Annotated in this window: 11 protein-coding genes; 5 read left to right on the top strand and 6 right to left on the bottom strand. The window is 42.1% G+C overall.

The genetic code is table 11. The annotated features are described in order from the left end of the window. Nucleotides 1-155: 155 nt before the first annotated feature. From ACYVHJ_RS10785 to ACYVHJ_RS10775, 3 genes are read right to left on the bottom strand one after another with little or no spacing between them, the layout of a single operon-like run. On the bottom strand, nt 156-1223 hold the full coding sequence (locus ACYVHJ_RS10785; RefSeq protein WP_460514624.1) for an NHL repeat-containing protein: 1068 nt from the start codon (nt 1221-1223) through the stop codon (nt 156-158). 9 nt (nt 1224-1232) lie between these two features. After that, a complete protein-coding gene (locus ACYVHJ_RS10780) occupies nt 1233-2660 on the bottom strand; it encodes a DUF1501 domain-containing protein (protein WP_460514621.1) in 1428 nt (475 codons plus the stop codon). 15 nt (nt 2661-2675) lie between these two features. Beyond that, complete coding sequence (locus ACYVHJ_RS10775) at nt 2676-5174, bottom strand: DUF1549 domain-containing protein (protein WP_460514619.1); 2499 nt, start codon at nt 5172-5174, stop codon at nt 2676-2678. 352 nt (nt 5175-5526) lie between these two features. Between ACYVHJ_RS10775 and ACYVHJ_RS10770 the strand changes: the two genes are divergently transcribed. Beyond that, a complete protein-coding gene (locus ACYVHJ_RS10770; protein WP_460514617.1) occupies nt 5527-8271 on the top strand; it encodes a DUF1553 domain-containing protein in 2745 nt (914 codons plus the stop codon). A gap of 1 nt (nt 8272) precedes the next feature. Then, complete coding sequence (locus ACYVHJ_RS10765) at nt 8273-9736, top strand: DUF1501 domain-containing protein (protein ID WP_460514615.1); 1464 nt, start codon at nt 8273-8275, stop codon at nt 9734-9736. Nucleotides 9737-9823: 87 nt separating this feature from the next. On the opposite strand, the gene ACYVHJ_RS10760 is transcribed toward ACYVHJ_RS10765, so the two are convergent. Continuing rightward, nucleotides 9824-10858, bottom strand: a complete 1035-nt coding sequence (locus ACYVHJ_RS10760) for an amidohydrolase family protein (RefSeq protein WP_460514613.1) — start codon at nt 10856-10858, stop codon at nt 9824-9826. A gap of 425 nt (nt 10859-11283) precedes the next feature. Between ACYVHJ_RS10760 and ACYVHJ_RS10755 the strand changes: the two genes are divergently transcribed. The 3 genes from ACYVHJ_RS10755 (at nt 11284) to ACYVHJ_RS10745 (ending at nt 14656) form a co-directional block, all read left to right on the top strand. Beyond that, a complete protein-coding gene (locus ACYVHJ_RS10755; protein ID WP_339905327.1) occupies nt 11284-11790 on the top strand; it encodes an HD domain-containing protein in 507 nt (168 codons plus the stop codon). A 913-nt stretch (nt 11791-12703) separates the two neighbouring features. After that, on the top strand, nt 12704-13894 hold the full coding sequence (locus ACYVHJ_RS10750) for a CynX/NimT family MFS transporter (protein WP_460514610.1): 1191 nt from the start codon (nt 12704-12706) through the stop codon (nt 13892-13894). A gap of 159 nt (nt 13895-14053) precedes the next feature. Continuing rightward, the gene (locus ACYVHJ_RS10745; RefSeq protein WP_339901938.1) at nt 14054-14656 is read left to right on the top strand and encodes a DUF2179 domain-containing protein; all 603 of its coding nucleotides are present in this window, start codon (nt 14054-14056) and stop codon (nt 14654-14656) included. 9 nt (nt 14657-14665) lie between these two features. Here ACYVHJ_RS10745 and mtgA read toward each other — a convergent pair whose 3' ends face one another. Both mtgA and hflX read right to left on the bottom strand, forming a co-directional pair. Next, nucleotides 14666-15349: a monofunctional biosynthetic peptidoglycan transglycosylase gene (mtgA, locus tag ACYVHJ_RS10740; RefSeq protein WP_460514607.1), complete on the bottom strand. Its 684-nt coding sequence runs from the start codon at nt 15347-15349 to the stop codon at nt 14666-14668. 232 nt (nt 15350-15581) lie between these two features. Further along, complete coding sequence (gene hflX, locus ACYVHJ_RS10735; protein ID WP_339901937.1) at nt 15582-16847, bottom strand: GTPase HflX; 1266 nt, start codon at nt 16845-16847, stop codon at nt 15582-15584. Between the last annotated feature and the right edge of the window lie 215 nt (nt 16848-17062).

Below are 17062 nucleotides of genomic sequence, written 5' to 3'. Positions count from 1 at the left end.
CCCGAAAAAAGCTTTAAACAGCTAAATTCGGGGTTTTTGTGTTATGTTTTTGTTAATTATTACGCTGGTTATCAGGTAATTAATAAATCAGCAAGAAGCCCTAAAAAAGCCACCTTTGAAAAAAGGTGGCTTTTTTACTTGGACAAAATTTCTTTCTAAATCCTTTCCAGCTTTACCGGATAGGTTTTCTGTGAGGCCCATTGAGGAACATAGATATTTTCATCTCTGTCTACACAAACATCATGGGGATGCATAAAACCTTGGAAACTCATGTCTTTTCGCTGTTCCTGAAGTTCTCCATTCACGTATTCAGGAGCCGTTCCTCCGGGAGTGGAGACTACACGGTCATTGTTATCTAATACGGTGATATAACCGGAATTGGGATAAGCCTGTGTGGTACTTCTATACACCGCAGCATATACATTGTCTCCACGTAAAACGGGCCTACATACAAATGAACCGGGGGTAGGGATGGTTTTGATATACTTCCCATCCAAAGTAAAACGCTTGTACTGCATATTCCCCCTGTCTGTAATAAGCAAGGTAGGGTTGTTTTTATCTCTGGTATCTACCAAAATACCATGACAACAGTTGAAGGTTTCATTGGTCTCACCTTTTCCTCCAAACTGTCGGATCAACTCACCCTTGGCATTGTACTGAGTTACATAATTTTTACCATAACCATCTACTATATAAATATCTCCATTGGCGGGGTTAATGGCTGTTTCTGTAGGAACAAATTGTTTGGGATAGGCATAATTACCTGTTTCTCTGGGGTAATCCATCACCATAATTTCTCTACCTTTTAAATCGGTTTTTATCACCTGATTTCTGGTATTGTCTGCAATGTATAGAAACTCTTCCCCACCCTCATCACTGATGGTAAGTCCATGCGCTCCGGGATAAGTGTCCCCCCAAGTTTCCAGCAACTTGCCTGATTTATCATAAATAATGACGTTATTTTTGGTTTCATTGGTCAAAAGGATCAATCTCCCTTTTGCATCCTCCACCATTTCATGGCAGTCATTAACAGGATTTTTGGCTGGGTCCAAATTTCCCCATCCTTCTATGACCTTATATCGGTGCGTGCCATGCCCCAGTATGGTTTCTTTTTTCATTCCGTAGCTTTTATTAACAATAATATTAGGAACCACTGCTCCTGCAAGCACTGTGAGTCCTGATTTCTTTAAAAATTCTCTTCTTGGATTTGGGTTTTCTTTCATGGGTGTAATTTAAGCGAATAAATCCATTTCTGCTTCTCCATGCCCATCTGGAGTGGTATAAAATGGACGTTTTTCAATTTCATAATTCGTTTCCGGATCCATACCCAGGGCATGGTAAATGGTCTGGTGCAAAGCCGCAATTTTGATTGGCTTTTCTATACTTTTACATGGCCTTTCATCAGCAGTTTTACCATAAACATAGCCTTTTTTGATTCCTCCTCCAAACATCAATACCGAACAACCATCTGTGAAATGCCTATGCATGCCATAATTTTTCATGTCTTCAATTATGTCAGGCACCTCCACTTGGTCTTTTACTTTCGCTCCCGGTCTTCCTTCCGTCAGCATATCCCTGCTAAATTCGCTGGCCAATACCACCAAGGTACGATCCAGCTTTCCACTTTCATCCAAATCTTTAATCAACTGAGCAATAGGTGCATCAATCAATTTTTTCATTCCTTTCAGCCTGGTGTGCCCGTTTTCATGGGTATCCCAGCCTACAAAAGGTTCGTATTCTGAAGTAACACTTATAAACCTGGCTCCCTGATCCACCAGCCGCTTGGCCATCAAACAACCCAAACCAAATTTACCCGTGTTGTAAATGTCATATTTTTCCTTTGGCTCCTGGCTTAAATCAAAAGCCTTCGCTTCCGGACTATTCAATAGCATATAGGCTTGCTCCATGGATCGCTTCAGCGATTCTTTTTGGTAATCACTTCCAAATTCCCCCATGGCACTTTCTTTTATCAAATTCTCATAAAGCTGATTCCTTGCTTCAAATCGCTTGTTGGACATACCTACCGGAGGGCGAACACTGTCTAAACCGGAACTCGGATCAGGTATCAAAAAAGGCCCATACTCACTGCCAAGAAAACCGGCACTGTGGAAGGCCTTCAATTCCTCCCCTTCTCCTACGGTAAACCGCTGCCCAATATTGATAAAAGGCGGAATAACCGGATTGACCGGTCCCAATTCCTTGGCCATCCAAGAACCCATATGGGGTACCGCTACAGACTGTGGTGGCTCATAGCAAGTATGCCAATGAAATTGGTGTCGGGTATGCAAAATATGGCCAAGATCCGCGGCAACATAGGAACGAATCAGACTGCCCTTATCCATCACACCGCCAATTTTCTCAAGGCCCTCAGAAAAATTAACCCCATCTAAAACGGTAGGAACAGCTTTGAAGGTACTCAACACCTCTTTGGCCTCCATGCCTTTTCTAAAGGGGGTATATTTTTTTGGGTCAAAAGTCTCTGTATGAGCCATTCCACCTGCCATATAAAGCAAAATCACGGTATCCGCAGTGCTCTCAATCTTTTCCTTGGGGGAGCATGCGTTTAATAAGGCTGAAATTGGAGCTCCTGCAGCCATGGCTGCAATAGAAGCAGCGCTTGTCTTTTTTAAGAAATCTCTTCTTCTCCAATTATAATTCATAGCTTAAGCTTTTGATTAGTAAATTAACTGAAATTCAGGAAGTAACAAAACTGCCCAAAATAAATCCTGTATGGCTTCAGGCTCCGGTTCTTCTCCCAAAGCTGCCATAGCAATTTTGAATTCCTTTTCTTGAGGCGCTCTTCCCAATAGTTGCTGGTAAACTTCCTGAACAATTATTTCTCCGGCCTCATATTTTTCTTTCCATCTGACCGCCCCTTCTTTTAGGGTACTGTTCAGCTTTTCGCCATTGGTTAATTCCAATGCTTGTAATAAACTCGCCTGACTGTCTCTACTCGTCATTACCACTTCCCGGTTGGTACGCCCAAGGGCTTTAAGCAAGCCGTTATTTGCCACCAGGGATGCGCGAACAAAGCCTATGTCAGATTGCTCGGAAACTGCCAGCTGATTGGGGTCATACTTCATTTCCTCCTCTGTAAATAGAGGGTAAATTTTTTGACTTACCCCATCGGTAAATTGCTCTGCCGTCATTCTTCGGATAACTGCCCCTTCAAAAATAAAATCATCTTCCACAAGAAACAAAGGGCTCTCTACCCCTACTGCCGGCTGTTGATAAGCTTTGGATATGGCAATTTTATATATGAGTTGCTTCAGGTCGTATCCGTCTTCTTCAAAGTCTGTAGCCAGCCAATCCAATAAATCCTGGCTCCAGGGGATATTATCCATCTCGTCTGCAGGCTCCACCAAGCCTCTACCCATCATTTGTTTCCATATTCTATTGACTATGGTGCGGTAAAGTCGGCCATTGGCAGGTTGCACCAAGTATTCAGCCAGCTGTTCCAACTTCTCAGACCTTGTGGCAGTGCTGTCAATTTCACCCAATTCCTCCCAAAGAATTTTAGTTCCGGCCTTCTCTCCTGTAGGAATATCACAACGGCTAACCACCAAAGATGAATCTGCAAAAATATTAGCAAATGCATAGGCTTCTGTAAGTTTCCAGTCACTAATAAAACTGTCATGGCAGGAAGCACATTTGAGATTAAGCCCTAATATTACTTGCCCAACATTTTGTGCAGCTTGCATTTCAGTGACCTGACTTGCATTGACATCTCCTCTCCAGCGAATGCCTTCGATAAAACCCTTGGACTTTTCATCAGGATTCAATAACTGTTTGACAAATTGGTCATAAGGTTTATTGTCACGTAATGAGTTGTACAACCAATCGGTAATGGCATATCGCCCTTTGGTAATATAGCCTGTACCGGTATAGTCATTTCTCAGGGCATCATTCCAGAAAGTCAGCCAGTGGGTTGCATAATCGTCATTCCTATCCAGCAATTCACTTACCCAAATCGCCCTTTTATCAGGCCTGTTGTCATTCATAAAGGCCGAATATTCTTCCGGGGAAGGCTGTAAACCTACAATGTCCAAGTATATCCTTCTCAGATAAACCTTGTCATCCACAGGTTCTTTCCAGGCTATTTCTTGCTCTTCAAAATACTCATCCACCCAAATATCGATGGCTTGCGTCAATCCTTTTCTTTGGGCAGGCAAGTTGGGTCGCCTTGGGGCAAGGTCTGCTACCCTAAAAACACTTACTTCTTCGGCAGCATCCGGCCAAGGAGCTCCTTTGTTCACCCAAAAAGAAATCAAGGCTATCTCATCATCGGAAAGCACTTTGCCTTTGGAAGGCATGGCCTCTTTATGGTCTTTTGGAAGCTTGATTCTTCTCACTAGTTCGCTTTTGTCAGCATTTCCAGGAATAATAACCGGTCCCGACTCTCCACCGGAAAAAGTAAACTCCTTGGAATCAAGCCTTAGCTCTCCTTTAATCTTGGCATCACTGTGACACTTATAGCAATTATGGGCAAATACCGCCCTTACCTTGCCTACCAATTCAATTTGCTTTTGTTCACTTAAAGCACCTTCTTCTTCAAAGGCCACTAAATCTATGTTTAAGTCCTCAGCGGAATAGGTTGATTCATTCCAAGGCAATGTCTCTGTCAAATATTCCTCCCCATGGGTCAATGAAGCACCGAAATGTCCGGCAATTGAAACACCCAAGGCTGTGATAAATAGCGCAATTCTAAAACTTTTTATGGCTGTCTTCGGATACCCATCTTTTATTTTCCCCAATAAAAAAAGCAGTAAAAGACCCAGAATGGCCGTTGCAATCCCGGTCCACTGATGAATATCCAGCAAACGCCCTCCATATTCTTCAATATTAGCCAATAGCAAACCTAAAACCACAGCTACTACAGCCCCGATGGCCCCTGTCCATACCAAAGTAGAGATACCGGGTCTTAGTTTATGGTTAAAATTTTTAAATGTGAACAACTCCAACAGAGCGGCCAATAAAAGAAAGCTAACGGGAAAGTGAACTGCAAGGGGATGCAAACGCCCTAAAAACTTCCACAACCAAAAGGCATTTTCCGCCTCAGCTGCCTGAAACAATAACACTGATTCAAATGCACTCACCTCTGTGGTGATTCCCAATGCCGCGAAAAAAAACACAGTTAGGGGGATCAACAGGTTACCTTTACTTATCCTTTTCATTCGATTTCATTTTTCCGGGTCTAAAGTTTTATGAGCGAAACTTCTAATATTGCTAAAAACCAACGTCCAATCAACAAAGCATATATTCAGCTCAACATTAGAATCAGTTCCAAATCTGACTGTAAAACCTCTTTTACCTTTAATTAATTACTATTGCTGTTTAACACAATACTATTAAAATTTTGTGATACAACCACCCTGTACTATCCTGTTTGGTTTATAAAAGTTAAATCTTGATTTACAAATTTGCAAGATTTATTATACCAATGTATACCTATTGTACAGGATTGGACTTTGAAAGTAAAGTTTTTATTACTTACATTTAATGCTACTATTAGCATAACTACCCAAAATGAAAAGCCGAATCTTCATCTTCTTATTGCCTGTACTTCTGATCCTAACTTTTTGGTTATGGCCGGGCCAAGAAAAGATAAGCTATAATCGCCAAATCCGGCCCATTATCAATAACAAATGCATTTCTTGCCACGGAGGTGTCAAACAATCCGGTGGTTTTTCCTTGCTTTTTGAAGAAGAGGCCAAAATGAATACTGAATCCGGAAAGCCTGCTATAATCCCCGGAGATGCTGAAGCTTCAGAAATGGTCACACGCCTGACATACCACGATCCCGAGCTAAGAATGCCATTGGGAAAAGATCCTTTAACCCAAGAAGAAATTGACCTGATCAAAGAATGGATCAATCAGGGAGCAAACTGGGAAAAGCACTGGGCCTATATCCCTCCAAAAAAAGACATAGAAGTGCCTTCTGTGGATAGTGAAATACCCGCACAAAACGAAATTGACCATTTTATTTTCAGGAAATTGGACCAGATGGAGCTAAATCCAAACAAAGAGGCTCCAAAAGAATTGCTTCTCCGGAGGTTAACTTTGGACATTACAGGCTTGCCACCGGAGCTGCAAGCTTATGATGATTTTATGGCCGACACTTCTCCCAATGCTTACGAAAATAAGGTTGACCAACTGCTGGCCTCTCCCCATTTTGGAGAGAAGTGGGCCGCCTTTTGGATGGATTTGGCACGCTATTCTGATTCCAAAGGCTATGAGAAAGATTTGCATAGGGAAATCTGGAAGTACAGAGATTGGCTGATAGAAGCCTTTAATCAAGACATGCCATTTGATCAATTTACTATTGCCCAATTGGCAGGAGACCTATTGCCTGAACCGACTGAATCTGATTTATTGGCCACTGCTTTCCACAGAAACACCATGGCAAACGATGAAGGCGGAACAAATGATGAGGAGTTTAGGGTAGCAGCAGTGATGGAGAGGGTAGGCACCACCTTTGAAGTTTGGCAAGGTACCACCATGGCATGTGTGCAATGTCATAGTCATCCCTATGACCCAATCCGACACGAGGAGTTTTACAAAAGCCAGGCCTTCTTTAACAATACCCAAGACAAAGACCTATACAACGAACAACCCAAAGTTTTTACTTATGAAAAAGAAAGTGAACAAAGGGTCAAAGACCTGCTATCATGGGTAAATGAAAACCTAAAGCCCTCAGAAAAGCTTCCGGAAATCAGCGATAGCTACCTGCACAAACAAAAGCAAGAACTCCTTTATACTATGGGCTATAGAAAGGTTGAAGCAGAGGAGTTTCAGGACAAAAGCCGGTTTATCGAGTTGGTTGCACATGACCAGGAATCTATTTGGCAAGTTCAGGACAGTTCATGGATCATGTTCGAGAATGTTGACTTGACAGATATCAAAGCCATCTCCATGGGTTATGCCTCCCTGTATGGAGCCAAGGTGGAAATTAGATTGGACTCAATCCTTGGCAGAAAAATAGGAGAGGGTACCTTTGGAATAACAGACACAGGTTTTCCAGGCAATCGGCCCAAAGACTGGGAAACGTTAAAGGTGCCGATTGAACCGGTTTCGGGAAAACGAGACCTCTTTTACTACTTTAAAAAAGACAAAACCTTTGCCCAAGACCTCATCCGTGTAGACTGGGTCTTTTATCATGAAAAAGCTCCTTTAAAAGACAAGTATCCTCCGAGTTTCCAGGCCAAATTGGTAGAATTATCCAATACAAAAGCCATAGAAACCCCTATTCTAAAAGATTTACCACAATCACGTTCAAGAAGCACCTTTGTATTTGAACGGGGCGACTGGCGTTCAAAGGGAGAAGAAGTAACAGCCAACACCCCTGAAATAATGGGAACAATTAACAAGGAAAAACCCAATAGGTTGGATTTTGCCAAATGGTTGGTAAGCGGTGAGAACTCCCTCACCTCCCGCGTTATTGTCAATCGCATTTGGGAGCAGATATTTGGTTTTGGAATCGTTGAGAGCATGGAGGACTTTGGAAGCCAGGGCATCCCTGCCAGTCATCCCGAACTATTGGATTGGTTGGCGGTAAACTTTCAGGAAGACATGAATTGGTCCATAAAAAAATTGATCAAAAAAATAGTCATGTCCCAGAGCTATAGACAAAGCTCGGCAACAAACGAGGAAAAGATTAAAAAGGATCCGTATAACAAGTTCTTATCGAGAGGCTCAAGAACTAGACTACCTGCCGAAACCATAAGAGACCAAGCCCTGGCCATCAGTGGGTTATTGAATGAAAAGCAACTGGGACCAAGTGTAATGCCTTACCAGCCTGAGAACATCATCAGCTTTGGAGGAAAGTTTTGGTTCCCAAGTGAGGGAGAGGAAAAATACCGAAGAGCAGTGTACACTTACTGGAAGAGAACCCACCCTTATCCTTCTTTTGTCACTTTTGATAGTCCATCCAGAGAAGTATGTACTTCCAGAAGGATAAGAACGAACACCCCACTTCAATCTCTCGTTTTATTAAATGATCCTGTTTATATAGAAGCGGCAGATGCTTGGGCAAAACGCATATTGAAAGAAAGCGGAGGCGACATAAAAAATGGCATTGAAAAAAACCTACGGCTTGTTACTGCCAAAGTGCCTGAGCCGGAAAAAGTAGAAGTCCTCCACCAGCTTTATTTGGAATCACTTGCTTACTATCAAGAAGAAGGTAAAGAACTGGACGAAAATGCCGAACTAGCAGCCATGCGAATGGTTAGCAATGCCATGTTAAACTTAGATGAATTTGTAACCAGAAGATAGAATGAATATTTGGGAAGAAGCATTTATCCGAAAAGCGCAATACAATAGCAGGAGGCATTTCTTAAAAAAATGTACTTCAGGTCTTGGCGCATTGGCTATGGGCTCGCTGATGGGTTGTGGAAATAATTCCGGGGCTAAGCAAGCAGCAGCCTCTTTTTTAGACAAGAAAGCCTCTCATTTTGCTCCCAAGGCAAAAAGTGTGATTTTCCTTCATATGGCAGGGGGACCTTCCCACTTGGAGCTTTTTGATTTCAAACCCACGCTTCAGAAATTAAATGGCCAGGATACCCCGCAGTCCTTGATGGAGGGTAAAGAGTTTGCCTTCCTGAAAGGCACACCGAAACTACTTGGCCCACAGGCAAATTTTGGTCAATATGGCCAATCCGGTGCTTATGTATCAGATTATATGCCGGAATTTTCCAAAATGGTGGATGAAGTGAGCTTCCTAAAAGCCATGCATACGAATGAGTTTAACCATGCTCCGGCACAGTTATTTATGCATACCGGAAGTCCACGACTGGGCAAACCGAGTATAGGTGCTTGGTCTGTTTACGGCCTTGGATCAGAGAATGAAGACCTACCGGGATATGTAGTACTCACATCAGGAGGAGGAGCCATAAGTGCAGGCAAAAGTGCTTGGGGAAGTGGTTTTTTACCCACCATTTACCAAGGGGTACAATGTCGGTCGGAAGGAGATCCCGTACTGTTTTTGTCCAATCCAAAATCCATCGACAGCCACCTCAGAAAAAAATCCATTGATGCCATTAACAAAATCAACGAAATGGAATTTAAGGAATCAAATGATCCTGAAATTCTAACCCGGATCTCGCAATACGAGCTGGCTTTTCGCATGCAGACTTCTGTACCCGAAACCATGAATATCAATGATGAGCCGGAATACATCCACCAAATGTATGGCACCAACCCGGGAAAAGCCTCTTTTGCCAACAATTGTTTGCTGGCAAGAAGGTTGGTAGAGAAAGGGGTACGCTTCGTACAACTTTTTGACAACCGCTGGGACACCCATGGTGTGGGCGCAGGCAATGGTGTAGGTGAAGGAATGCGCAGGTCTTGTAAAACCATAGACCAGCCCATTGCGGCTTTGCTTAGAGACCTCAAGCAAAGAGGGCTATTGGATGACACACTTGTGGTATGGGGTGGTGAATTTGGCAGAACCCCAATGATGGAATCCAGAACGGGAGAAGGTTTTGATGGCAGAGACCATCACTTGGAAGCATTCACCATGTGGATGGCAGGAGCAGGTGTTAAAAAAGGCCACATTCATGGAGTTACGGATGAAATTGGCTACTACGGTATAGAAGGCCGTACCCATGTTCATGATTTACAAGCTACCATCTTGGAAAGGTTGGGTTTTGATCATGAAAAACTTACCTATGAATTTCAAGGAAGGGATTTCAGGCTGACAGATGTCCATGGAAAAGTAATCAATGAAGTGCTTACTTAATTAAAAAGATTAAGCAGCCATTACCTCCAAGCAACTTTCTTCAGAATTGTGCTTTTGCCGTGTTCCATTCAAAGCAAGTGGCTTCGATTAATCAAGATGATATCCTAGGTTTAGCAAGCGCTCCTTTACCCGAGGGTAAAGCCGCATGGCATTTTTATAGTAGATCTTTTCCAAAACTTCTCTAGGCAATTCCAATCCCCGGGTTTCCGGGCCACCAAAAAATCCACCATTTACCTTGTCTCCGGTTTCTAAAATCTGAAAAGCCCTTGAATACTGCTCGGCCCTTTGGCTTATTTCTTCGTTTTTAACATTGCCTATATCTGTTCCAAAAACAATTCTATCTGCCCATTCAATCATAAAAGACCGGAGGTTTTCCCTATCCACCAGGTGATAATATTGAAAAGTTGCGGCCAAATCGATGTTTAGGTTGGGAAAAGTGGCCAGCATATTGCGCAAATAGTCTATTTGAGCATCCTGACAAATCAGCCAGTTGGAATGAGCCATGACCACACGCAGGTCCGGATGTTTCTCCAGCACATTTCGCCAGGCATTTATCTGTGTCCAATATTCGACGGGGTCTGCCAGCCATGCTGTCCTATTACCAAAAGGCCCGTTAGGGTCAGCAACATGGATAGAAGCACCCAAAAAACCTATCCGCTCCATTTCTGTAAAAGTTGCTTCATGTGCAGGATCATCGATATAAGGATAGCCATCTTCCTTTTTCTCCAGTGCCCTGTACCAAGGCCCGGACCAAATCTTATAACCTACAAACCCCTGTTCCTGGAACTTCTTCAGGGATTCAGGTGCATAGCTTAATCCATCATGGGCCTTATAATCTGCAATTCCACAGAGCATCCTTCCTTCTCCGGCCTGCTCTACTGCTGCTATGTTTAATAAGGGAGTATTTCGATTTCCCAAGTTAATCCATAAAGCCAGGTCTATGTTTTTCTCCTCCCTTAAAAGGTTTCCTAGGTTAAGGTAGTTTGAAATTCCGGAAATATCTTCTGCAACATGGGTATGCACATCAATCCTCGGGATATCAGGATAATCGGACTTGAACTGACCGAATACTTGCGTAATGGATACCATCACACCAAAAACCAGTAATATCAATTTTTTCATAATTGGAGGAATAAAGATAACAGGAGGATAAACCGTAGCAAATTGAGCTAAATACAATCTCAAGTTACAAAAGAAAATCATTTTCTACAGGCTGAAGCCCGCACAAAAATGCAAAAGCCGGCCCGCATAGAACAGGAAGGATTATCACCTCATGAACAGGCTGAAAATTAAAGGTCTTATCAATATTAAGTTTGTTTTTTTTCTAGATATTTTTCACTTTTACTTTTGACTTTACAGACATATTAGACCTAATGAAAAATTAGGTTTCTTTGGATAAATTAAAGTCAAACTCAATATTGTTTAATTAATCTCCCCTATAAAAAACTTATTCATTAAGCAAGCAGATTTCCTGCCAAAGGCGAAGGAAATTCAAGGCATAGCCATATCAAATTTTAAAGAAAAACCCAAACCACTGTTTTAAGAATATGTTAGAAAAAACGACTACCTACGCCATTAAAACCCACCAAGCAGTCAATCATAAATATGGAGACCAAGGGTATGAATTTCACCTTCAAATGGTACATGAAGTAGCTGAAAAATTCATTTACTTGGTAGCAGAGGAAGAGCGTGAAAATGTTTTATGTGCTTGCTGGGTACATGATATCATAGAGGATGCAAGAGAGACCTATAATGACGTCAAGAAAAATACCAATGAAACAGTGGCGGAATTGGCTTTTGCCTTAACCAATGAAAAAGGGAAAAGCAGAACTGAAAGGGCCAATGATAAATATTACCGGGAAATGCAGGAAACGCCCAATGCTGTTTTCATAAAATATTGCGACCGGATTGCCAATATTATGTATTCAAAAAAACAGGGATCCGGTATGTTTGAAAAATACAAAAAAGAAAATGACAACTTTATTCGTAAGACTTTTCGACCTGAATTACTGGATATGGTCAATTATATTGAGACCTTGCTGGAGAATGAATAATTGTTGTATGTAGGGTTTGCAGAAGTAAATAAATCAGACATATGTAATTTGTGGGGAGCAAAGACGAGTCATTATGCCTACTCCTTCGGCTCCGCTCAGGAACCGGCTAGCTTATTCCGGCTATGACATAGGTTTTAGGTATCAAAAATTTCAATCAGTTGCCCCACCTCTTAGGGAATCCTAGGTAAATTAGACAATTCATGTTCCCGGCGGCTGAGCAGAGTCGAAGCCATAGGGTAAAGAGCACGTATGGCTACTTCATCGGCTCCGCTCAGGAACCGGCTAGCTTATTCCGGCTATGACATAGGTTTTAGGTATTAAAATTTTCAATCAGTTGCCCCACCTCTTAGGGAATCCTAGGTAAAATAGACAATTCATGTTCCCGGCGGCTGAGCGGAGTCGAAGCCAGAGGGTAAAGAGCACGTATGGCTACTTCATCGGCTCCGCTCAGGAACCGGCTAGCTTATTCCGGCTATGACATAGGTTTTAGGTATTAAAATTTTCAATCAGTTGCCCCACCTCTTAGGGAATCCTAGGTAAATTAGACAATTCATGTTCCCGGCGGCTGAGCAGAGTCGAAGCCAGAGGGTAAAGAGCACGTATGGCTACTTCTTCGGCTCCGCTCAGGAACCGGCTAGCTTATTCCGGCTATGACATAGGTTTTAGGTATTAAAATTTTCAATCAGTTGCCCCACCTCTTAGGGAATCCTAGGTAAATTAGACAATTCATGTTCCCGGCGGCTGAGCAGAGTCGAAGCCAGAGGGTAAAGAGCACGTATGGCTACTTCATCGGCTCCGCTTCGGAACCGGCCTGAAAACAACCTTTTACAACTAGTAAGCCAATTTAAACAAAAACAAGTACATATTTTACCTTTCACGGAACCTTATGCGACCCAACTTCGGTTGACCTTTCATGACTTTTAGCCATACCATTAGCCGTTTAAAAAACAAGAGTAGCAACCAATGGTTGGTTTTGGGGATCTTGCTCGTGTCATTTAATTTACGCCCCTCCATTACGGCAGTAGGTCCATTAATCCCCTATATCAGAGAAGAAATGTCAATTTCTAATGGTTTGGCAGGTTTTCTTACCACTTTACCATTACTTAGTTTTGCCATTTTCTCCCTTTTCTCTGCCTCAATAGGAGACTATTTTGGCAAAGCCAAAGCCATTTTTCTCGGCCTCCTTGTGCTTGGAATAGGTTCAATTATCAGGGTCTCAGCAGGCCCTTATGCCTTATTTATAGGCACAGCGCTCACCGGCATAGGTATCGTAATTTGCAATGTATTGTTGATCCCCTTGGTGAAAGCACGAATGCCTACGAAAACAGGCGCTGTGACGGGGATGTACAGCACAGGCATGTCATTGATGGCCGCAATAGCCACTGCTTTAAGCGTCCCGTTGGCCATTGATCTGGGCTGGGGTTGGAGAGGCTCTCTGTTATTCTGGAGTTCTCTGCTTTTCCTTGCTTTGATCGTCTGGTGGCCACAACTAAAACTCAGCCCCAAGCCAAAAGTCAAACCCGAAAAAACAGGAAAATCAGTTTGGCGCTCCAGATTGGCCTGGCAGGTTACCTTATTTATGGGTTTACAATCCTTTCTATTCTTTACCCTTGTTACTTGGCTTCCTGACATGATGATCGACAGAGGCTTGTCCCCCGTTGAGGCAGGGTTGACTGCATCTCTGATGCAAGTGGTGGGGCTATCCGGCACATTTGTAGCCCCATTTATTGCAGTCAGGTACCAGCAACAATCCATTTTCAATACCATCATAGGGCTAATATACATCACCGGCTTTAGCAGCTTGTTTATTCCAATCCTTTGGCTGAACATTTTTAGCATAGGACTTATAGGTCTTGGTATGGGTGCAAGCATCAGTTTGGCCTATACCCTTATTGCCCTTCGAACAGAAGGGGACAACTATACTTCAGCATTATCCGGCATGGCCCAGTCAGCCGGCTATTTTCTGGCTGCTTTCGGCCCCATGTTATTTGGTGTAGCATTTGATATGTGGCAGGATTGGGATCTACTGATCTACTTAATGATTATTGCCTCTATATTATTTACCTTTTTTGGGTATCAAGCAGGTAAGAATAAAACAATTTAAGCCGCCTTTCCAAAGCAAATTAGGCTGGTATTTGAAAACATTCCCCATCCCAAAAAAACGGTTCAAATTTTTTGGTTACCAATCGTTTAGATTTTATGAAAGCTATTTAATCTGATTTACTTTGCTTACTTTTGCGCTTTCAAAATTTTCATTCATCTCATGCAGGAATTTATAGCGTCTTTTGGTATATCCGAAACGGTTTTCGACTACTTGGTAATGCCATTATTGATCTTTTTTGCCAGGGTGGTGGATGTTTCTATCAACACCCTGAGAATAATGTTTGTGCTCAATGGTAAAAAAACCATTGCTCCAATCCTTGGCTTTTTTGAGGCCTTTATTTGGCTCTTGGCCATAGGCCAAATTTTTCAAAACATTAGCAATCCCATGTCCTATATTGCTTATGCAGGTGGTTTCGCTACAGGCACCTATGTGGGGATGGTCATCGAAGAACGATTGGCTCTGGGAAGGGTGTTAGTTAGAATTATTACGCCTGAACCGCTACCCCAATTGGTTGAATACATGAAAGAAAAAAGTTACAGATTTACCTCTGTAGGTGCAGAAGGCAGGTATGGAAAAGTAATCTTAATGTTTACCGTGATCAAGAGGGAAATGCTTCCGGGTTTAATAAATAAGCTAAAAGAAAGTGATGAAAAAGCTTTCTATACCATCGAAAGCGTGAAACGGATTTCAGAAGATGATCTGAATGTCATGGAGGACAAACCAAGGTTTACTACCCGCCTGAGGAGTATCATAAGAAAATAACCAAGCTTCCTATGGCTCTAGCTTTATTTCACCCAGGTTGTTCATATTTCTCAATATCCAGCCTTGTCTCTTCTTAATATAAGCCGTGGGACGGTCGGCTCTCCACCGGATGGGGTTTGGTAAAATCGCAGCAATCAAAGCGGCTTCTTGTCTGGAAAGTTTAGATGCCGGTTTCTTAAAATATCTCTGAGCGGCCGCCTCTGCTCCATATAGGCCTTCCCCCATTTCTATTACATTCAGGTATACTTCAAGAATCCTTTGCTTGCTCCAAAACAATTCGATCAACACAGTAAAATAAGCTTCCAAGCCTTTTCGTACAAAATTCCTTCCCGGCCAGAGGAAAACATTTTTAGCGGTTTGATTGGATATAGTGCTCCCTCCTCTCAAACGCTTACCTGTCTTATAATCAGCCATTGCACTTTCCAAGGCTTCCCAATCAAAGCCATGATGGCTTAAAAACTTCTGGTCCTCGGATGCAATTACCGCCAAATACAAGTGTGGAGAAATTTCTTCTATGGGCACCCAGTCTTTATTAAGCACTACTTTCTTTTCAGAGAACACCTGATTTATGGTTCGAATCCCGATCAAGGGTGTAAAATAAACAGGCAAAACCTTTAGTGCCAGGACCAGTAGCAGGGAAGTGACCCATAAGACAAGTAAAACTTTCCCAAGCCAAGCTGCTAATCTCCTCAATGTGTCGTATAATTAAATTTGGATTGAAATTTTAAACCGAAAACTGGCCTTGCCCACAAAATATTTACAAACGAAAAATAATAAATTAGCTTAAGGCTTTGACCTGCAAAAAATTGGTGGAGGTGGGCCTTCACCTATTTTCATTTTAAAAAGCCAAACTTTTCCCTGAATTAAGCTAAACCAATTCAGGGAAAAGTATAATCGGGACTCAGCCCATCATGGGTATTATCATTTAATCCCCATCGGAATATTGAGAGAAATCCACAACTTCATCTTCAAGGTAATGCGGATACATTTTCTTATGAATCTTTTTCACCTCCTCTATGATGGTTTTCCTTAATTCAGCAATATTGGTTCCATCGCCGGCGGCCATAAAAACCGGGTTAATCGCTGATTTTTTGGCATAACTTACTTTCAGTTTTTCAAAATCGATAAAATTGGCCTCCTCCACTTCAAATTCAGACATTTCCATCAGTTCCTCTTCAGAAGGCATTTTAGGCGCTATATCAATTTTATTAAAAACCATGATCATTGGTTTATCTCCGGCCCCCATTTCTCTAAGGGTTTGGTTCACCACGGCTATTTGGTCTTCAAATCCGGGATGGGCGATGTCTACAACATGCACCAATAGGTCTGCCTCTTCTATCTCAGACAAGGTAGATTTAAAAGACTCAATAAGGTGCGTAGGAAGCTTTCGTATGAAACCTACCGTATCGGATATCAGGAAAGGAATATTTTCTAGGACAACTTTTCTAACCGTGGAGTCTACCGTCGCAAAAAGTTTGTTTTCCGCCAATATATTTTCCTTGGTCAAAAGGTTCATCAAGGTACTTTTACCCACATTGGTGTATCCCACAAGGGCAACCCTCACAATTCCTTGTCTGCCTTTTCGTTGGGTCTGGCCTTGTTTCTCTATTTTCTTGAGCTTATCCTTCAGAATATCGATTTTCCTTCTGATATCCCTTTTATCTGTTTCTATTTCCTTTTCACCTGCTCCACCACGGGTGGCGGTACCACCTCTTTGTCGCTCCAGGTGTGTCCACATTCGGGTAAGCCTAGGTAATAGGTACTGAAACCTCGCCAATTCGACCTGGGTTTTGGCTTGGGCCGTTTGAGCCCTGTTGAGGAAGATATCCAAGATCAACATGGACCGGTCATAAACCTTAATCTTCAATTCATTTTCCAGAATTTTCACTTGTGAAGGGCTCAGGTCTTCATCAAAAATGACCATGTCCACATCAAAGTATTCAATATACGCTTTTATTTCCTCAAGTTTACCGGTACCTACAAAAGACCTTGTATCCGGTTTGTCCATTCTTTGGGTAAACCGGTGTATGGCTTTGGCACCAAGCGTCTCCGTCAAAAATGCCAGTTCGTCCAAATGTTCCTGCACCAACTTCTCTGATTCATTTTGATGGATCAGTGCTACCAATATGGCGGTTTCTTCTTTGGGAGAAGTATCTACTAATTTTGCTAATTTTCTACTATGTTTACTCATTCAGAAAGTTTAATTCAATCTTTTTAACTCAGGAAATTATAACATATTGTCCTGCCAATAGATTCATTATCAGTTAAAATAAATCTAAGTATTTTTAGACTTTTTCCGGTATTAACACATTTAAGATTCAATCTTTAAACCGCAACTGTACAAATTCGTTTCAAATTTATATATCTTCATAACATATTTGTCAAATTTCAACGTTTTTAGAGATA

The organism is Cyclobacterium sediminis (genome assembly GCF_054781075.1).
This window is presented reverse-complemented; position numbering and strand designations above follow the sequence as displayed.